This is a genomic window from Alteromonas sp. Mac1 (assembly GCF_001562125.1).
Classification (GTDB): Bacteria; Pseudomonadota; Gammaproteobacteria; order Enterobacterales; family Alteromonadaceae; genus Alteromonas; species Alteromonas stellipolaris.
In genome coordinates this window covers 4,287,453-4,307,457 of sequence record NZ_CP013932.1, presented here as the reverse complement: position 1 = coordinate 4,307,457, position 20,005 = coordinate 4,287,453, and the positions used below count along the sequence as shown (strand labels likewise).

Annotated in this window: 17 protein-coding genes and 1 tRNA gene; 15 read left to right on the top strand and 3 right to left on the bottom strand. The window is 44.6% G+C overall.

From position 1 onward, the window contains the following. Positions 1-70: 70 nt before the first annotated feature. Together gloA2 and AV939_RS18210 are read right to left on the bottom strand one after the other, a co-directional pair. Complete coding sequence (gene gloA2 / locus AV939_RS18215) at positions 71-454, bottom strand: SMU1112c/YaeR family gloxylase I-like metalloprotein (RefSeq protein ID WP_057795644.1); 384 nt, start codon at positions 452-454, stop codon at positions 71-73. A 49-nt stretch (positions 455-503) separates the two neighbouring features. Continuing rightward, a complete protein-coding gene (locus AV939_RS18210) occupies positions 504-1,454 on the bottom strand; it encodes an aldo/keto reductase (RefSeq protein WP_057795646.1) in 951 nt (316 codons plus the stop codon). Between the two features lie 179 nt (positions 1,455-1,633). Between AV939_RS18210 and AV939_RS18205 the strand changes: the two genes are divergently transcribed. The 5 genes from AV939_RS18205 to AV939_RS18185 all read left to right on the top strand — a co-directional run bounded on the left by AV939_RS18205 (position 1,634) and on the right by AV939_RS18185 (position 5,768). Next, positions 1,634-2,131 carry a lipocalin family protein gene (locus tag AV939_RS18205; RefSeq protein WP_057796558.1) on the top strand — a complete coding sequence of 166 codons (498 nt, stop codon included), beginning with the start codon at positions 1,634-1,636 and terminating at the stop codon, positions 2,129-2,131. Between the two features lie 83 nt (positions 2,132-2,214). After that, positions 2,215-2,772, top strand: coding sequence for a PhnA domain-containing protein (locus AV939_RS18200; RefSeq protein ID WP_057795648.1), 558 nt, complete (start codon positions 2,215-2,217; stop codon positions 2,770-2,772). A 28-nt stretch (positions 2,773-2,800) separates the two neighbouring features. Beyond that, positions 2,801-3,859 (top strand): dihydroorotase, encoded by a 1,059-nt coding sequence (pyrC, locus tag AV939_RS18195; RefSeq protein WP_057795649.1) that lies wholly within the window; start codon positions 2,801-2,803, stop codon positions 3,857-3,859. A gap of 33 nt (positions 3,860-3,892) precedes the next feature. Continuing rightward, positions 3,893-5,275 carry an ATP-dependent RNA helicase DbpA gene (gene dbpA, locus AV939_RS18190; RefSeq protein WP_057795653.1) on the top strand — a complete coding sequence of 461 codons (1,383 nt, stop codon included), beginning with the start codon at positions 3,893-3,895 and terminating at the stop codon, positions 5,273-5,275. Between the two features lie 91 nt (positions 5,276-5,366). After that, entirely contained in the window at positions 5,367-5,768 is a 402-nt protein-coding gene (locus tag AV939_RS18185; protein ID WP_057796560.1) for an ACT domain-containing protein, read from the top strand. Between the two features lie 187 nt (positions 5,769-5,955). On the opposite strand, the gene AV939_RS18180 is transcribed toward AV939_RS18185, so the two are convergent. Beyond that, positions 5,956-8,016, bottom strand: a complete 2,061-nt coding sequence (locus AV939_RS18180; protein ID WP_082746071.1) for a M13 family metallopeptidase — start codon at positions 8,014-8,016, stop codon at positions 5,956-5,958. 352 nt (positions 8,017-8,368) lie between these two features. Between AV939_RS18180 and AV939_RS18175 the strand changes: the two genes are divergently transcribed. The 10 genes from AV939_RS18175 to rpoB all read left to right on the top strand — a co-directional run bounded on the left by AV939_RS18175 (position 8,369) and on the right by rpoB (position 19,938). After that, complete coding sequence (locus AV939_RS18175; RefSeq protein WP_057795655.1) at positions 8,369-8,983, top strand: RraA family protein; 615 nt, start codon at positions 8,369-8,371, stop codon at positions 8,981-8,983. 88 nt (positions 8,984-9,071) lie between these two features. Continuing rightward, a complete protein-coding gene (locus AV939_RS18170) occupies positions 9,072-10,913 on the top strand; it encodes an ABC transporter ATP-binding protein (protein ID WP_057795657.1) in 1,842 nt (613 codons plus the stop codon). A 209-nt stretch (positions 10,914-11,122) separates the two neighbouring features. Beyond that, positions 11,123-11,199 (top strand) — tRNA-Trp (locus AV939_RS18165). Between the two features lie 58 nt (positions 11,200-11,257). Further along, on the top strand, positions 11,258-11,635 hold the full coding sequence (gene secE, locus AV939_RS18160) for a preprotein translocase subunit SecE (RefSeq protein ID WP_057795659.1): 378 nt from the start codon (positions 11,258-11,260) through the stop codon (positions 11,633-11,635). Between the two features lie 3 nt (positions 11,636-11,638). Continuing rightward, on the top strand, positions 11,639-12,187 hold the full coding sequence (gene nusG / locus AV939_RS18155; RefSeq protein WP_013786334.1) for a transcription termination/antitermination protein NusG: 549 nt from the start codon (positions 11,639-11,641) through the stop codon (positions 12,185-12,187). Between the two features lie 1,016 nt (positions 12,188-13,203). Beyond that, positions 13,204-13,632 carry a 50S ribosomal protein L11 gene (rplK, locus tag AV939_RS18150; protein ID WP_013786332.1) on the top strand — a complete coding sequence of 143 codons (429 nt, stop codon included), beginning with the start codon at positions 13,204-13,206 and terminating at the stop codon, positions 13,630-13,632. A gap of 4 nt (positions 13,633-13,636) precedes the next feature. Next, entirely contained in the window at positions 13,637-14,332 is a 696-nt protein-coding gene (rplA, locus tag AV939_RS18145) for a 50S ribosomal protein L1 (RefSeq protein WP_013786331.1), read from the top strand. Positions 14,333-14,634: 302 nt separating this feature from the next. Beyond that, complete coding sequence (gene rplJ / locus AV939_RS18140) at positions 14,635-15,153, top strand: 50S ribosomal protein L10 (RefSeq protein WP_013786330.1); 519 nt, start codon at positions 14,635-14,637, stop codon at positions 15,151-15,153. Between the two features lie 59 nt (positions 15,154-15,212). After that, the gene (rplL, locus tag AV939_RS18135; protein WP_013786329.1) at positions 15,213-15,587 is read left to right on the top strand and encodes a 50S ribosomal protein L7/L12; all 375 of its coding nucleotides are present in this window, start codon (positions 15,213-15,215) and stop codon (positions 15,585-15,587) included. Positions 15,588-15,909: 322 nt separating this feature from the next. After that, on the top strand, positions 15,910-19,938 hold the full coding sequence (gene rpoB / locus AV939_RS18130; protein ID WP_061093608.1) for a DNA-directed RNA polymerase subunit beta: 4,029 nt from the start codon (positions 15,910-15,912) through the stop codon (positions 19,936-19,938). The last annotated feature ends 67 nt before the right edge of the window (positions 19,939-20,005 follow it).

Below are 20,005 nucleotides of genomic sequence, written 5' to 3'. Positions count from 1 at the left end.
CTGCTTGTTTATCAGAAGAGTCAACAAGTACTTTTTATCAAGACTGCTCATACAAGCGGTTTATTCAAGGTTACATTTCATAGAGTTCAAGCGGCAACCCGTCAGGGTCGGCGAAAAAGGTAAACCGTTTGCCCGTGTATTCATCTACACGAATGGGCTCGCACTCCACTTTATTTATGGTTAAATGTGCAATCACCTCATTAATATCATCTACTCTAAACGCCAAGTGGCGCAAGCCTTGAGCCTCTGGCCTTGAAGGCCTAGCTGGCGCACCCGGAAACGAAAATAGTTCGAGTTGTCCGCCATCAGGTAATGCTAAATCACACTTGTATGACTCTCTTGCTTCGCGGTAATTTTCTGCAATAACGCTAAGGCCAAGAATCTCAGTATAAAAGCGTTTAGAAACAGGGTAGTCGCTACAAATTAATGCAACGTGATGAATTCCTTTTAGCATAAATAAGCTCCGTTAAAACATGAAACCAGAGTGTGACACACACCCTGCCTTATGGCATTTCCTGGCCACGAGCAGTTTCTAATAATAAGTACCAATGTTCGCGAGTCAGTTGGACATCCATCGATTTATGGCAAGCTTTTATACGCTCGATATTGGTTGTACCTAGTACCGGCTGAATATTGGCAGGATGGCGCATTAACCACGCTAATACGATAGCTTCAGGGCTAGTCTCGTATTCAGCGGCCAGAGAATTCACTAGCGCCGCAGTGGCGGCATCCGCTTCGTTGTGGGTACTGGCGCCAGTATATTTACCTTGTGCCAAGCTAGCCCAAGCCTGCAGTTGCACCTTGTTCATCATGCAATATTCAAGGGTGCCTGGTGCATAGCCAGAGTTACGGTTTGCTGGGCTATTAGTGGTAACGCCGTCTTCTAGCCAGTCTCGAAACGCTAAGCTCATTTCCAATTGGTTCGCTACAATTGGGCTTGAAAGCGCCGATTGTAGGTACGCCATTTGATGCCCATGCATGTTTGATACGCCAACGTGCTTTATCTTCCCTTGTTGTTGTAAGGAAGAGAGCGTGGTAGCAACTTCATCCAGTTCCATTAATGGATCGGGGCGATGAAGCAGTAAAATATCAAGTTGCTCTATGTTCAAACGCTGCAAGATCCCTTCTACCGAAGATTCAATCCATTTTGCTGAGAAATCGTAGCGCTTTGGTCCTAAATCATCTTCGAACCGTATCGCACATTTAGACTGCAGAATCATACGTTCTTTTAAAGAAGGGTTTTCTTTTAAAACCTTGCCAAATACGGTTTCAGCTTTGCCAAAGGTATAGATGTCTGCATGATCGAACACATTAATATCAAGAGCCAATGCTTGTTCTATTAACTGGTGTGCTTGTAACACATGTTCTTTTGCTGCTGGTTCGTTGTTCCAGCCACCACCAAGGCCCATGCAGCCATAAACAAGTCTGCTTGCGTCTGGGAAATAGTTTTGCATCTTATACTCCAAATAAATATGCAACTGCGTTGGCAGCCACAATAACGTGCTATTTTGTTAAAGTAAGCCATATATAGATGAAGCTAGGGGATTAGTCGATGTTTAACACATTGAATACGTATGAAGGTATTTTCCACCGATTGTTTAGCCAGCATAGTAAAAAATGGTTTTGTGCAACCATGTTATTTACCTTAGTTGGATGTACATCAGTGCCAGATGGCGTTACGCCGGTGGAAGGGTTTGAGCTAGACCGCTATTTAGGTCAGTGGTACGAAGTAGCGCGCTACGATCACAGTTTTGAAGAGGGGTTATCTAATGTTACGGCCACTTACTCTATGCGCGACGATGGGGGCGTAAAGGTTATCAACCGAGGTTATTCTCAAGAAGAGGCAAAGTGGGATGAAGCCGAAGGGAAAGCCTATTTTGTATCGAGTGACGATACCGCGCACTTAAAAGTATCATTTTTTGGCCCTTTTTATGCCAGTTATGTCGTGATGGCATTAGATAAAGAAGATTATCAATATGCCATGATAACAGGGCCTGATAGAGAGTACCTGTGGATTCTAGCCAGAGAAAAAACGTTACCTCAAGACACTATTGACGCCCTTTTAGCCCAAGCGACACAGAGCGGCTACGATACCAGTAAATTGATTTGGGTCTCTCACGACACGCCTTGACAGTGATTAGCAGGCGTTTTGCCAGCCCCTATTGAGCCGAATTGTGGTATACTTTGCGGCAAAATATTGTAGGGACATTTGCTGTGCTTCAAGAAGCTGTTTTCAATCGAGCGGATAACGCTTGCGAGTTGTGTAAGAACACCGAAAATTTAGACGTTTATATGGTACCCGAGTCGCCAGATGAAACTGCTGGCTGCGCGGTACTTACCTGCCAAACCTGCCGCATGCAACTTAACAGTGAAGCCGATATAGACACCAACCACTGGCGTTGTCTTAATGACGCCATGTGGTCACCTACACCCGCAGTTCAAGTGGTTGCTTACCGTATGCTTAACAAAATAAGCGGCGAAAGCTGGGCACAAGATTTGTTAGACATGGCTTATTTAGAAGACGATGTAAAACAATGGGCTGAAGCGGGGCTTATCGAGCGAGAAGCGACGCTTGATTGTAACGGTACTGCTCTGCAAGCTGGCGATAATGTACACCTTGTTAAAGACCTTACCGTTAAGGGAGCTAACTTTACGGCTAAACGCGGTACGCCGGTAAGAGGCATCAGCCTAAGCGATAATCCTTTGCATATTGAAGGTAAAGTGAATGGTACCCGCATTGTCATTATTGCGGCTTATACAAAAAAATCTTAATTGGTCTTAAAGAAGAGAGCTTTCGGTTATGCAAACGCTAACGATTAGAACCCCCGATGATTGGCACTTACATTTTCGTGACAACGACATGTTGGCAGAAACTGTCCCAGCTACAGCCCGTTGTTTCCAGCGTGCCATTGTTATGCCTAACTTGGTTCCACCTGTGGTAAATGCAAGTATGGCGGTTGCTTACAAGCAGCGTATCGAAGCGGCTCGCCCTACAGGCAGCAACTTTGAACCACTAATGACTCTCTTTTTGACAAACACCACATCAGTACAAGATATTGCTGATGCGAAGGCAGCTGGCGTAACAGCGTGTAAATTATACCCCGCTGGCGCCACCACCAATTCAGATGCTGCGGTAAAAGGCATTGAAGCTTTATACCCAGTGTTTGAAGCTATGGAGGCTCACGGGTTATTGCTACTTATCCATGGTGAAGTCACCGAAGCACACATAGATATTTTCGACCGTGAAAAAGTATTCATCGATACGCATTTAGCACCAATTGTGGCGGCTTTTCCGAACTTAAAAGTAGTGTTTGAGCATATTACTACCGCAGACGCTGCAGCCTTTGTGGTTGATGCTAGCGCCAACGTGGGCGCGACAATCACACCGCAGCATTTATTGTTAAATCGTAATGACTTGTTGGTTGGTGGAGTGCGCCCACACAACTACTGCTTGCCCGTTTTAAAGCGAAATACACATCAAAAAGCACTGCAAGATGTGGTAGCTAGCGGTAATAGCAAATTCTTCTTAGGTACCGATTCAGCGCCTCATGCAAAACATAAAAAAGAAAATGCGTGTGGTTGTGCAGGTTGCTACAGCGCATGGTCTGCGATTGAGCTTTATGCTGAAGTGTTCGAGCAGTTGGGCGCATTAGATAAGCTAGAAGGGTTCGCCAGTAACTATGGTGCCGACTTCTACGGATTACCTAAAAACAACACAACAATGACGTTAGTGAAAGAAGCGTGGACAGTACCTGAACAGGTTACGTTAGCTGATGGTACCGATATGGTCCCTTTCTATGCAGGGCAGACGCTTCAATGGAAACTTCAAGATACTTTCCAAACACGCTCGGCAGACTAACGCTACGTATATGCATCTTTGGAAAAAACAGAAATGACAATTGAAACTGTAAAGCAGTTGGAAATAAATCCAGCTATCACAAAAGCGTTAGATGCACAGGGTATTTTTGCCTTATCGCCCATTCAAGCACAGTCTTTACCTCATGCATTAGCAGGTAGCGACATTATTGGACAAGCGCAAACAGGCAGTGGTAAAACACTTTGCTTTGTAATACCGGCGCTTGAAAAGATTGACCCGACATTATTTGCTACTCAAGTATTGGTTCTGTGCCCAACGCGAGAGTTGGCAGATCAAGTTGCCGTGCAGTATAGAAATGCCGCAAAGCAAATTGGCAATATTAAAGTCATGACCATCTGTGGCGGCCAACCTATGGGCCCTCAAATTCAATCGCTCAAACACGGCGCTCATGTTGTAGTGGGTACACCCGGACGTGTGATGGAACATGTAGAGAAACGCAGGCTTATGCTAAAAAATGTGCGTTTACGCGTGCTTGATGAAGCCGACCGCATGCTAGATATGGGCTTTGAAGATGACTTAAAAGTCATTTTTTCGCCAATGAAGAAAGGTGTGCAAACTTTACTGTTTTCTGCGACTTATACGGAAGAAATTGAGCGTATTGCCGATCAGTATTTAACCGAGCCAGTAATTTGTAAGGTTGAAAGTGATGAGTCGAGCAAGCCGTCGATTACTCAAATTGGCTACAACGTACTTCCACACACTCGAATACAAACGCTCAAAGCCATTCTGACCGATTCTCAGCCTAAAACTGCTATCGTGTTTTGTAACCGCAGAGTACAAGTAACCGAAGTGGTCGCATCATTACTTGAAGATGGCTTTAGCGCAGCAGGTTTGCAAGGCGAAATGGAGCAGTACGAGCGTACTGCAGTACTCAACCAATTCGCTAGCGACGCACTACAAGTGCTGGTTGCTACTGATGTGGCGGCACGTGGGCTCGATATTGATGATATTCCTTGTGTCATTAACTACACCGTGAGTGAAGAGCCGGAAACACATATTCACCGTATTGGACGTACCGCTCGTGCGGGTGCTGAGGGTACAGCAATAACACTAGTGAGCGATGAAGAAGAGCATTTCTTGCGTAAAATTGAAGTGTTGCAAGGCACCGATATTCCGCTAAAAGGCGCACAAGGCTTACGTTTTCATAAAAACCGTATCATACAACCTGAGTTTAGCTGCATTTCGTTAAGTGCCGGTAAAAAGCAAAAGCTTCGTCCTGGTGACTTAGTGGGTGCGCTTACTAAAGATGCAGGCATACCAGGCGATGATGTAGGCAAAATTGCGGTGCAAAATAGCCAAAGCTTTATTGCGGTTAAATTGCGAAGCGTAAAGCGCGCTATGAATCATTTCCGCGAAGGTAAGATTAAAGGCAAGCGCATAAGAGCGCGTAAGCTGTAGGTGATTTAGCATCGAACATCACAAGTGTATGGAACACACGGCTTGGGCAAATATATTTAACGTGTTGGATACGCAGAGCAAAGGCGGTTTTATGTCAGGCGAAACAGATTTAAATACATTGCTAAAAACACTTCAGCCGGCTCTAAGCCCTGAATCGTTTGTATTTGTAAGTGTTCCCTATGCTGTTTCGCCAACTCATTTGGCTAATGCGTTAATGGTGTATAAAGAAGATGAAGGGATAACCCTTATTCTTGAATCATCCTTTGCACGTAATGAAGGCTTTGCAGTAGATAGTACCTATAAGCGCATAACGTGTAATGTCCATTCAAGTTTAGATGCGGTGGGTATGACCGCTGCGATGTCGGCTGGGCTTACTCGGGCTAACATTAGCGCTAATGTGGTAGCGGGCTTTTATCATGACCACATTTTCGTTCCTGCTAGCCGAGCAGACGAAGCCATTGCAGTATTGCTTGAATTGGCCAACCCTTCATAAGCCATAAGCCATAAGCCATAAGCCATAGGCCTCGCGCATTGCTCCTAGGGAACATATCAGGGTTACGTGGCTAGCGAATTAAGGCTATAGATTTCGTACAATTTAGCCACAATTCACACTTTTAGTGCAGATATAAAAAAAGGCGACAATGAATTGCCGCCTCGTTAATGATATTAATTAATGCCTATTACCAAATTTTTACGCGCTCTTCTGGCGGTAAATACAAATCATTTTCCTCGGTCACATCAAACGCCTCGTAAAATTCAGGCACGTTGCGCAATGCGCCGTTAGTACGGAATTTTGTTGGTGAGTGAGTGTCGGTTTGAATTTGGCTGCGTAGGGCTTCATCACGGTACTTGCTTGCCCATACTTGGCCGTAACCAATAAATACGCGCTGATCGCCAGTGTAACCATCAATAACAGGGGCTTCTTCACCCTCTAAGGTTAAGTGATAGGCTTTAAGCGCAATACTAATGCCGCCCAAGTCGCCGATGTTTTCCCCAAGGGTGTATTCACCGTTAACGAATAGCTCTGGCAGGGCTTCAAATTCGTTGAATTGCTCGACAAGCTTCGCCGTTCTCGCTTCAAATTCCTGACGGTCTGTATCAGTCCACCAGTTTCGTAAGGCGCCATCGCCATCAAACGTTGAACCTGCATCATCAAATCCGTGACCAATTTCATGCCCTATAACCGCACCAATACCACCATAGTTAACCGCGTCTTCCGCATTCATATCGAAAAATGGGGGCTGTAGAATAGCTGCGGGGAAAACAATTTCGTTCGCCGTTGGGTTGTAGTAGGCATTAACGGTTTGAGGCGTCATACCCCACTCATGCTTCCATACTGGGCCGCCTTGTTTCTTAAGCATTTCTTCGTAGGCAACATCGGACGAACGCTTTAAGTTGCCAAATAAATCGCTGCCTTTCACTACCAGCTGAGAATAGTCTTTCCAAGTATCGGGGTAGCCAATTTTAACAGTAAATTTAGAGAGCTTATCTAACGCCTGCTCACGTGTTTCATCTGTCATCCAATCAAGCTTTTCAATACTGTCTTTGTAGGCTAATAAAAGATTGCTCACCATTTCGGTCATGCGCTCTTTCGCTTCAGGTGGGAAGTATTGTTTCACGTATACTTTACCGATAACTTCGCCTACATGAGCATTAGAAAGGCTAACAGCTCTACGCCAGCGCGGCTCAGGCTCTTCAACACCACGCAATGTTTTGCTGTAAAAGTTGAAATTAGCGGTGTCGAAATCTTCACTTAAACGACTGGCTGAGGCATTAAGTAAGCCCCATTTTAAAAATACCTTCCAATCTTCTAGAGAGGTTTCAGTAATGAACGTATCCATTTGCTTCATGAAATCAGTTTGCAGGAATACAATGCTATCTAAATCGTCTAATTCCATTTCTTTAAGGAATAATTCCCACGGGAAGTTAGGCATATGAGTGCTTAGTTCTGATACCGGCACTTTGTTATAGTTAGCCGCCCAATTGCGCACTTCTTCTTTCTTCATATGAAGTTCTGCAATACGGCTTTCCATATCAAACAACAGTTGAGCGTTATCTGACGGCGCGTCAAATTCCGCGAGCGTAAACATGGTTTCAATATGTTTAACATAAGCATCGCGAATTTCTTGTGATTTGGTGTCGTCTTTAAAATAGTAGTCGCGCTCGGGCAGACCAAGGCCAGACTGCCATGTATAAATCATATAAGATTCAGGCGATTTAAAATCTGCATTTTGACCAACATTGAAGGGACTCGCATAGCCGTAACGGATGGCATAGGCAAAGTATGCAGCTAATTCATCGTAATTAGTGATAGCTTGAATTTTTTCAATGTCGGCATTAATGGGGCTTATACCCAATTCATTAAGCTTGTCGGTATCCATGTAAGCACGGTAGAAGTCGCCCACTTTTTGCTCATCGGTACCATCTGCAAAGTCGCCTTCGGCAGAGCTTTTGATAATTTTCATTACATGGTCTTGAGATTCGTCACGCAAAATCGTGAAAGCGCCGTAACTTGATTTGTCGGCTGGGATCTCAAGGTTATCAACCCATGTACCATTTACATATTGAAAAAAGTCGTTACCTGGATCGACAGTCAAATCCATGTTTTCTTTATTCACGCCCGACTTTAACTCTTGCTGTTGCGATACAGCGGTTGGCGCTTGGTTTTCTGGTTGTGTATTTTGCGGACTACATGCACTAAGTGCTAATGCAACGCTTAAGCTAACTACGCTTTTCAACATGGATTATTATTCCTATTTTTATAAGCTTGTTTGTGAACCAAGTCGTTATTAATTTATGTCGTTAAGTTCATATCTCGTTGGCCGAATACTGACTTGTTGCCTCTATCGCCTTTTGGTGATGCACTAGCTCGCGCAGGCGAGTGTATGCTCTCTAAAACAAAGCCTTTAAAAAAATAAGGCAAGAAAGACAGTATTCTCTTACCGTAATATTTATCACGCCCCTTCCATTAGAAAAAGCACTTATAGTGAAAATACATAGCTTGTAACAACTTCTGTGTGTAATTTCGATATATTGACCACATTGGGCAGACAAAATCACCTTTGCACTTCATTTAACGCTGAAGGAATTAACATGATTCAATTCGATACTGTGTCACCTTGCGAGTACGCCGACGCATTGCCACGTGAGCAGTTTATGGATTATACCATTAAGCCGTTGTGGCAACCTGTTCCACGTATTGCTGGGCCAGCCTTTACAGTGAAATGCGAGGCGGGCGATCACCTTATGCTTCACGCAGCTATTTATCGCGCAAAAGCGGGCGATATCATCGTGGTTGAGGCCGATGATAAATTCGCAGTGGCCGGTGGTAACGTGTGTGCAATTGCACAGTCTAGAGGTATCAAAGGGTTTGTTATCGACGGTGTCATTAGAGACTTGGCAGAAACGAGAGAAAATCAGTTTCCGGTCTTTGCCCGTGGGGTAGTGCCTAAGCCAGGCGCTAAAAAGTGTATATCGCCCCTTAATCAGCCCATTCAATGTGGCGGGGTGACGGTGAATGCGGGTGACATTATTGTGGCTGACGAAGAAGGTATTGCGGTAATACCGCAAGCGCAGGCCCAAGAAGCCTTTGATATAGCCCTTGCCCGGGGCGAGAAAGATGCAGCGATGAATCTTCAGCAGTGGCAAGCGCAGCATAGCGAAAAGGTAGAGCGCATTTTGACAAACTTAGGCTACAGAGATGAGTAAGCCGATGTTTTAAACCCGAGTATTGAACATATCGTGTAGAATGACGTAATTAAACGCAGTTGATGTAGAACGACACGAGTTTTGTTGCATGTTTTCATTTTTTGAACGATTAACACAGCCTTTCCCTAAAGCCCAGCCAGGGCAACCTCCAACAGGTATTGTTGCCTTTTGTAAGTACTACACGCAAGGTATGTGGGGCGTTATCGCGACCGTCTCTATCTTAAGTGCCATTGTTGCAGTGCTTGAAGTCGCGCTGTTCGGTTTTTTGGGCCAATTGGTAGATTGGTTTTCAGAACAGAATCGAGAAACCTTTCTCGCCGAGCAAAAATGGACCTTAATCGGCATGGCGGTCACCGTGCTGGTGCTTATTCCAGGCTTTATATTGTTGCGTTCGTTATTTTCACGCCAATCGCTGATGGGGAATTTCCCTATGCGTATTCGCTGGCAAGCCCACCGTTATTTATTAGGCCAAAGCTTAACCTTTTTTCACGATGAGTTTGCAGGGCGCGTAGCCACTAAAGTAATGCAAACAGCGCTATCGGTGCGTGAAACTGTAACAAAAGTGCTCGATTTACTGGTGTACATCAGCGTTTACTTTATCTCTATGGTGGTACTGGTGTTCAGTACCGATTGGCGCTTAGCGGTTCCACTTGTAGTGTGGTTCTTTGTGTATATGTTCATCTTGCGCATGCTGGTACCCAAGCTTAAAGAAGTGTCTCAAAAGCAAGCCGATGCCCGCTCTATGATGACGGGGCGAATAGTCGACAGCTACACCAATATCACAACAGTAAAGCTATTTTCTCATAGTCGCCGCGAAGCTGACTACGCCAGAGAAAGCATGGATGGCTTTTTAAAAACCGTATACCCACAAATGCGTTTAGTGACGATATTAGAATTTTGTGTAGAAATGTCGAATGCCATATTGGTCTTTACGATTGGCGCACTGTCTGTGTATTTATGGATGGAAAACTTAGCCACACCTGGCGATATTGCCATTGCGATTAGTTTGTCTCTTCGTCTAAACGGTATGTCGCATTGGATCATGTGGGAAGTATCCGGACTGTTTGAAAATCTAGGAACGGTGCAAGACGGCATGAATACCTTAGCCCAACCTATCGCAGTGAAAGATAAGCCTAAAGCGACAGCGCTTAGCGTGCAGGGCGGTGGCATTAAGTTTGATAACGTAGACTTTGCCTACGCAGGTGCCGATAACCAACCCATTGATGTATTTTCTAATTTAGAGCTCGCCATTCATCCTGGTGAAAAAGTGGGCTTGGTAGGGCGTTCAGGTTCGGGTAAATCGACATTGGTTAATTTGCTGATGCGATTTTACGATACCCAATCGGGGCGTATTGTTATTGATGGGCAAGATATAACGCAAGTTGGCCAAGAAACCTTACGGGCTAAAATTAGCATGGTTACCCAAGATACCTCGCTAATGCATAGATCGGTGCGTGACAACATTCTTTATGGGCGTACCAACGCCAGTGAAGAAGAAATGATAAACGCAGCCACGTTAGCAGAAGCTCATGAGTTTATTCTTACCCTTACAGATAGCCAAGGAAGAACAGGCTACGACGCCCATGTGGGCGAACGTGGTGTGAAGCTATCCGGCGGTCAACGTCAACGTATTGCCATCGCCCGCGTGCTATTGAAAGACGCACCTGTATTAATCTTAGATGAAGCCACTTCTGCGTTAGACTCAGAAGCTGAAGCTGCTATTCAAGCAAGCCTAGATAAAGTTATGGAAGGAAAAACCGTATTAGCTATTGCACACAGGCTCTCAACGATTGCGCAAATGGACCGATTATTAGTGTTAGAAAAAGGACAGATAGTAGAGCAGGGGACACATGCCGAATTAATTGCACGCAATGGTATTTACGCCAAGTTATGGACGCATCAAACAGGCGGCTTTATTGGCGTGGAATAGCCTTTCATTGAGATAACGAGTTAAACGGCACAGTAAGTTGCAGGACAACTTGCACTGGGGTATTACCACTAACATGGTTAACAAAAACCTTGTGCCGCTTGTTATCTTGAGTATAATACGCGTCCCTCCCTTGCGATACCGCACTTTCCATTGAAATGACGCTGAATTCCCAAGGGTAGTGTAAGTAAAATTTGTGAGTTAAACACCACAGGGGTGTAGTTCGAATTGGTAGAACAGCGGTCTCCAAAACCGATGGTTGGGGGTTCGAGTCCCTCCACCCCTGCCAAATTACAAGTTCGCGTGTTAGCGCGAGCAAAACGACGCTGTAGTGCTAGGATCGTGACATGAGCGAAAAGACGGAAAATCAGTCCAATGCATTGGACATGTTTAAATGGGTAGTGGTATTTGCCCTACTTGCTGGATTGGTTACGGCCAACACAGTGTTCGGTGAAATTTCAGTATTATACCGTGCAGTTACCGCAGTAGTGGTAGTGGTTATTGCTGGTTTTATTGCAGCATCAACGGTTAAAGGCAGCACTTTCCTTAGCTTTGCTAAAGAGTCGCGCACTGAAGTTCGCAAAGTAGTATGGCCGACCCGTCAAGAAGCAAACCAAACTACTATCATCGTACTTGCGGCAACGTTGGTAATGGCATTAATCCTTTGGGGATTAGACGGCATTATCGTTCGTGTTGTTGGATACATTACTGGAATAGGAGCATAACGTATGTCTGAAGAAGAAATTAAAAAAAGATGGTACGTAGTACAAGCATATTCTCAGTACGAAGGTCGCGTTCAAAAAACGCTACTTGAATATATTAAGATGCATGGCATGGAAGAGCACTTTGGTCAGATTCTAGTTCCGACTGAAGAAGTTGTAGAAATGCGCGCTGGCCAAAAGCGCAAATCTGAGCGTAAGTTTTACCCAGGTTACGTTTTGGTAGAAATGGCAATGAACGAAGAATCTTGGCACTTAGTGAAAAGCGTTCCTCGTGTACTTGGTTTCATCGGTGGTACTTCTGATCGCCCAATGCCAATTACCCAAAAAGAAGCAGACGCAATTCTTAACCGTCTTGAAGAGTCAGTTGATAAGCCTAAGCCGAAGACATTGTTCGAGCCAGGCGAAGTGGTTCGCGTTACAGACGGTCCATTTGCCGACTTCAACGGTGTGGTAGAAGAAGTAGACTACGAAAAGAGCCGCGTAAAAGTGTCGGTACTTATCTTCGGTCGTTCTACACCGGTAGATTTAGAATTTGGTCAGGTAGAAAAGGGTTAATCCTAGCTACTTACCATAGAAAAAAGACGGGTTACCGTCTTTTTTTATGTCTGAAATTCAAGAGTGAAAGACTCGCTCGGGCCCTTGTTTCAACAGTGGATGAAGATGTAGGCATAGGCATTTTGAGGCTATAAGATGAAATGGCCTGAGAAGGTTGCCAGGAATATGAAAATAAACAGTATAAGATCTGCTACCCAAGGCTTAATGTTTGCCGCATCACGAATGGCTTGCCAAAATTTGAGCTTTAAATTTCAATCTAGATGTTCAATTCATACTTTGGAATCGTAAGGTCTGTAATGAACATTCTTACCGTTTGGTTTTTAGATAAAAAGGGAATCGGTAGTTTATAATAAACGTACCCGTTGCGGCCGCTATCAGACACCATTTATATTCATAGAGAAACAATAACCCAAAAGATAGCGTTGTGATAAATAAGCTCGTTGGTACGAGTATGCGGCCAACGTTAAAATATTCGAGTTTGCTCATAGGCAATTGAGGCGAATTAATCGAACCCACAGAATTACAGCTACGCCCAAATGATTAAATAGTAGTATAAAACTATTATTTGCAATAAACGCACTCAATGAGAAGAGGCTCAATATGGTACAAGCCAAATAAAGCCTTAGAATAGGTGATAAATTCACTTATTCATCCATTGTATCGTCATAGTCTGATATTGCATCAGCAGCTCCTATACCTCCCCCCTGTAAGTGCGCCTGAGGCGACATCCCATCCATCCCCACCTGATACGCAGTTGATGTCTTCTTGTGTAAGTAACTCCATATAACGTTCTCCAAATAGTTAATTTAAAATTACGCAACAGCGTGTTAAAAATATTCCGCTATTCGAAAAAGAAAAAATACTGGCCATGAGATCGTTTTTTAGTCACATTTATACTTGCATACCATTTGCACACCTTATATAATGCGCGCCCTTTTAAACGGAAACGGGAAGCCGATTGAGCAGGTAATCTCTGTACTTGCAAGGCGCTATACCCAAACAAGAGAGCATTTAAAATGGCTAAAAAAGTAAGCGGTATTATTAAGCTTCAGGTTGCAGCAGGCGCTGCTAACCCAAGTCCACCAGTTGGTCCTGCACTAGGTCAACACGGTGTGAACATCATGGAATTCTGTAAAGCGTTCAACGCAAAAACAGATAGCCTTGAGAAAGGTGCTCCGGTACCTGTAGAAATTACGGTTTATGAAGATCGTTCTTTCACATTCGAAACTAAGACTCCTCCTGCGTCTTACCTGCTTAAGAAAGCAGCGGGCATCAAGAGCGGTTCTGGCCGTCCTAACACTGAAAAAGTGGGTACTGTTACTCGCGCTCAGTTGGAAGAAATTGCCAAAACTAAAGAACCAGACTTAACTGCAGCTGACCTAGATGCAGCGGTTCGCACTATCGCGGGTTCTGCTCGCTCAATGGGCTTGAACGTAGAGGACTAATCGAATGGCTAAATTATCTAAACGCGCTCGCATTATCCGCGAAAAAACAGACGCGACTAAAGAATACGAAATCAACGAAGCAGTTGCTTTGCTTAAAGAATTAGCGACAGCTAAATTCGCTGAAAGCGTTGATGTTGCAGTAAACCTTGGTATTGACGCTAAGAAATCTGACCAAAACGTTCGTGGTGCAACTGTACTACCTAACGGTACTGGTAAAGACGTTCGCGTTGCAGTATTTACTCAAGGTGCTAACGCTGAAGCAGCTAAAGAAGCTGGTGCTGACATCGTTGGTATGGAAGACCTTGCTGAGCAAGTGAAGAAAGGCGAAATGAACTTTGACGTTGTTGTTGCCAGCCCAGACGCTATGCGTGTTGTTGGTCAACTAGGTCAAATCTTAGGTCCACGTGGCCTAATGCCTAACCCTAAAACGGGTACAGTAACGCCAGACGTTGCTACTGCTGTTAAGAACGCTAAAGCTGGTCAGGTTCGCTACCGTAACGATAAGAACGGTATCATCCATGCTAGCATTGGTAAGATTGCGTTCGAAACAAACCAAATTCAAGAGAACCTTGAAGCATTACTAGAAGCATTGAAGAAAGCTAAGCCTTCTTCTGCTAAAGGTACTTATATCCAGAAGATCAGCCTAAGCACCACTATGGGCGCTGGCGTATCTCTAGATAAAGCTTCAGTAGGTCTTTAATAGCCTGCCGGGGCAACTCGGTTTCTCTGTAAAGGTAATGGGTTGGAGTCGTCAAAACAGCAGTGCTGATTGGCAACTCCCGTCCAAGACCGCAGGTGCGATGTGGTGATAGAGGTAAGAGAACTATCACATTAAACATATCGCTTAATACAACAACCTGCGCAGACGGTGGTTTGACTCAGACTCTCTGGGGTAACAAACACCGTAGAGCGGTATCATCAATTATGTTGATATCAATCTGTGAACCCTGATGGCGTAAACAGGTGACTGTATACAAAGTCAGATACAAAGAGGTGAACTCAGTGGCACTAGGTTTAGCAGCAAAAAAAGAGATCGTAGCAGAAGTTTCTGAAGTTGCGTCTCGCGCTCTATCCGTTGCCGTCGCTGAATACCGTGGGATGGAAGTTGCAGAACTGACTGACCTTCGCGTAAAAGCTCGTGAGCAAGGCGTATACCTTAAGGTTATACGTAACACTCTAGCTAAGCGTGCATTGGCAGACAGTAAATTTGCAGACTTAGATAGCGCCCTTACTGGTCCTCTTATCTACGGCTTCTCAGTTGAGGCACCTGGTGGTGCAGCACGTCTTTTTAAAGACTTTGCGAAGCAAAACGATAAGTTGAACGTAACAGCTCTATCTATTGGTAGTGGTCTTCTTGGTCCAGATAAATTGGACGCAGTTGCTTCACTTCCTACTCGCGACGAAGCGCTTGCAAAACTTCTTGCAACCTTCAAAGCACCGGTTGGGAAATTCGTTCGTACTATCAACGAAGTACCTACCAAGTTTGTGCGCGTATTGGCGGCGATCAAAGACGAGAAGTAATTCCCGTTTTTGGCATATTGATTTTTTTAACATTTTAAAAACCCAGGAGTTTAGACCACATGGCTCTAACTAAAGAAGATATCTTAAACGCGATTGCTGAAATGCCAGTTATGGAATTGGTTGAGCTAATCGAAGCAGCTGAAGAAAAATTCGGTGTTGACGCATCTGCAGCAGTAGCTGTAGCTGGTCCAGCAGCGGGCGAAGCAGCAGCAGTTGAAGAAAAGACTGAGTTTGACGTTGTAATGACTTCATTCGGCGCAAACAAAGTTGCAGTAATCAAAGCAGTTCGCGCAGCGACTGGCCTAGGTCTTAAAGAAGCTAAAGAAGTAGTTGAATCTGCTCCTAAAGCTATCAAAGAAGGCGTAAGCAAAGAAGAAGCTGAAGAACTTAAAGCACAGCTAACTGAAGCTGGTGCTGAAGTTGAAGTTAAGTAATCTATTTGTTTAGATTATTTGCCTGAGACGGCAAGGCTGGTGGTTTTTTAAACCACCAGCCTTTTTGCGCTGTACAGTGTGTAGATTCTAACCCTTGACTACACTACTAAATGCGCACTTCGGAAATTTCACATAAAAGCATAAAACCAACAAGTTAACTAATAATTGGTTAAATTTTGTTGTATGCTGTGGAATTGCCCCGAAAAAGGGTTGTGGAAGTTTGTTGCTTATGCGCAATTCAACACGAAGCTCATAGCTTGAAGCACTCGTCGCGATGCATAATGCAGCAGGTTGGGTCATAAATCAGCAGGCTGAGGAACCCATGGTTTACTCTTATAGCGAAAAGAAACGTATCCGTAAGGATTTTGGCAAACGCCCACAGGTATTGGAAATTCCATACCTTCTTTCAATTCAGCTTGATTCTTTCAAAAAGTTTATTGAGATCGACGCCGATGCTCAATACGGCTTGGAAGCAGCATTTCGTTCCGTTTTTCCGATAAAAAGCTACTCAGGTAACTCGGAGCTTCAATATGTTAGCTACCGTTTGGGAGAGCCAGTATTCGACGTTAAAGAATGTCAAATTCGTGGCGTCACATTCTCTGCTCCATTAAGAGTAAAACTACGGTTAGTATTGTTTGATAAAGACGCTGCGCCAGGTACCGTAAAAGACATTAAAGAACAAGAAGTGTACATGGGCGAAATCCCATTGATGACTCAGAACGGTACGTTCGTTATCAATGGTACAGAGCGTGTTATCGTGTCACAACTACACCGTTCACCTGGTGTGTTCTTCGATCACGATAAAGGCAAAACTCACTCGTCAGGAAAAGTGCTTTATAATGCACGTGTAATTCCTTACCGTGGTTCTTGGCTTGATTTCGAGTTCGATCCAAAAGATAACCTGTTTGTTCGTATTGACCGTCGTCGTAAGTTGCCAGCAACAATCATCTTACGCGCGCTTGAAATGACATCAGAAGAAATCTTGGATACGTTCTTCGAGAAAGTCAGTGTACGTATCGATAAAGACAAGTTAATGATGGAAGTGGTGCCAGATCGTCTTCGTGGCGAAACAGCGGCATTTGATATCATTGACGGTGAAGGTAATGTTGTTGTTGAAACCGGTCGTCGTGTATCTGCACGTCATACCCGTGCGCTTGAAAAAGCGGGTTTAACTGAACTTGAAGTTCCAGCAGATTACCTAATCGGTCGCGTATTCGCGGCAACGTACGTAAATGAAGATACTGGCGAAGTTATCGTTAGCGCTAACGAAGAGTTAACGCTTGAGAACTTAGCGGCACTTAGCCAAGCTGGTATTAAAGAGTTCGAAACGCTGTACATTAATGAATTGGACCACGGTTCATACATTTCTGACACATTGCGTATCGACTCTTCAACAAACCGCCTAGAAGCGCTTGTTGAAATTTACCGCATGATGCGTCCTGGTGAGCCACCAACAAAAGACGCAGCAGAAACCTTATTCCAAAACCTTTTCTTCTCTGATGAGCGTTATGATCTATCTTCTGTAGGTCGTATGAAGTTCAACCGCCGTTTAGGCCGTGAAGAATTGATTGGTTCAGGCACCCTAGATAAAGACGATATTGTTTCAGTAATGAAGCAACTTATCGAGATTCGTGACGGCAAAGACGAAGTGGACGATATCGACCACTTGGGTAACCGCCGTATTCGTTCTGTGGGTGAAATGGCTGAAAACCAATTCCGTGTTGGTTTAGTACGTGTTGAGCGTGCTGTTAAAGAACGTCTAAGCTTAGGCGACCTTGATAGCATTATGCCGCAAGACCTAATTAACGCTAAGCCTATCTCGGCTGCGGTTAAAGAGTTCTTCGGTTCATCACAGCTTTCTCAGTTCATGGACCAAAACAACCCGTTATCAGAAGTAACGCATAAGCGTCGTATTTCTGCATTAGGCCCGGGTGGTCTTACGCGTGAGCGTGCAGGCTTCGAAGTGCGTGACGTACACCCTACGCACTACGGTCGTCTGTGTCCTATCGAGACTCCTGAAGGTCCAAACATCGGTTTGATCAACTCATTGGCGAGTTTCGCACGCACCAATGATTTTGGTTTCCTTGAAACGCCGTTCCGTCGCATTGTTGATGGCGTGGTAAGTGAAGAAATCGATTACTTGTCTGCAATTGAAGAAGGTCAATTCGCAATTGCACAGGCAAACATTGTTTTAACCGCAAACGGTGAGCTAGTAGACGACCTTATTCCATGTCGTCACCGTGGTGAAACCACCTTGATGCCGAAAGAAGACATCAAGTACATGGACGTTTCTCCACAGCAAATCGTTTCAATCGCTGCGAGTATCATTCCGTTCCTAGAACACGATGATGCTAACCGCGCATTGATGGGTGCGAACATGCAACGTCAGGCTGTACCTACATTACGTGCTGATAAGCCGCTTGTTGGTACCGGTATGGAAAGAACCATTGCTGTTGACTCAGGTGTTACTGTAGTTGCTAAGCGTGGTGGTAGAGTTGACTATGTTGACGCTAGCCGTATCGTTATTAAAGTAGAAGAAGATGAAATGCTTCCTGGTGAAGCAGGTATCGACATCTACAACCTGACTAAATACACACGTTCTAACCAGAACACCTGTATCAATCAGCGTCCTACTTGTAGTGTAGGCGACCCGATTGTTGCTGGCGATGTATTGGCTGACGGTCCATCTACTGACTTGGGCGACCTTGCTCTTGGTCAGAACATGCGTATCGCGTTCATGCCTTGGAACGGTTATAACTTCGAGGATTCAATCCTTATCTCTGAGCGAGTAGCTCAGGAAGACCGTTTCACCACTATCCACATTCAAGAACTAAGCTGTATTGCTCGTGATACCAAGCTTGGGCCAGAAGAAATTTCTTCTGATATTCCGAATGTTGGCGAATCTGCACTAAGCAAACTTGATGAATCAGGTGTTGTTTACATTGGTGCGGAAGTGAAAGGCGGCGACATTCTGGTAGGTAAAGTAACACCTAAAGGTGAAACTCAACTTACGCCAGAAGAAAAACTATTAAGAGCAATCTTCGGTGAAAAAGCGTCTGACGTAAAAGATACGTCACTACGTGTGCCTAACTCTGTTCACGGTACGGTTATCGACGTTCAAGTCTTTACCCGTGACGGCGTAGAGAAAGACAAACGTGCGCTTGAAATTGAAGACATGCAACTTCGTCAGGTTAAGAAAGACCTTACTGACGAATTTGAAATTCTTGCAGACGGTATCTTTGCTCGTGCACAAAACGCATTATTACGCTCTGGTGTTGAACAAGCTAAGCTTGACAGCCTACCGCGTGAGAAGTGGTTTGAAATTGCATTAAACGACGAAGACGTACAGCTTGAGATCGACCAAATTGCTGATCAGCACGCAGAAATCAAAGAAGACTTCGATAAGAAGTTTGAAACTAAGCGTCGCAAGATCACACAAGGCGATGACCTAGCACCAGGTGTCCTTAAAATTGTTAAGGTTTACCTAGCTGTTAAACGTCATATCCAGCCTGGTGATAAGATGGCCGGTCGTCACGGTAACAAAGGTGTAATTTCAACGATTCAGCCTGTGGAAGATATGCCATATGATGCTAACGGTACGCCGGTAGACATCGTATTGAACCCACTAGGTGTACCATCGCGGATGAACATCGGTCAGATCCTAGAAACACATATGGGTATGGCTGCTCACGGTCTTGGTGTGAAAATCGATCGCATGCTGAAAGAGCATGAAGAGATGCAGAAGCTTCGTAACTTCTTAAAAGAAATTTATGAGCTTGGCGAAAATCACCAAGAAGTGGACATCGATAACTTCACCGACCACGAAATTACACGTCTTGCAAACAACCTACGTAAGGGTGTTCCAATTGCAACACCTGTATTCGACGGTGCACGTGAATCTGAAATTAAGGAAATGTTGAAGTTAGCTGACATTCCTGAAAGCGGTCAGATTTCGTTGTTCGACGGTCGTACTGGTCGCGAGTTTGAGCGTCCGGTTACGGTTGGTTACATGTACATGCTGAAACTGAACCACTTGGTTGACGACAAAATGCACGCTCGTTCAACTGGTTCGTACAGCCTTGTTACACAACAACCGCTGGGTGGTAAAGCTCAGTTCGGTGGTCAGCGCTTCGGAGAGATGGAAGTGTGGGCCCTTGAAGCTTACGGTGCAGCATATACCCTTCAGGAAATGCTTACTGTTAAGTCGGATGATGTTAACGGCCGTACTAAGATGTACAAGAACATCGTCGATGGTGACCACAGAATGGAACCTGGCATGCCAGAATCATTCAACGTATTACTTAAAGAAATCCGCTCGTTGGGTATTAACATCGAGTTGGAAGAGAAGTAACACGGCAATCGCCACGTTATGACAAGAGATGGCCCGGCGCTTGCGCCGGGTTCTAGAGACTGACTCC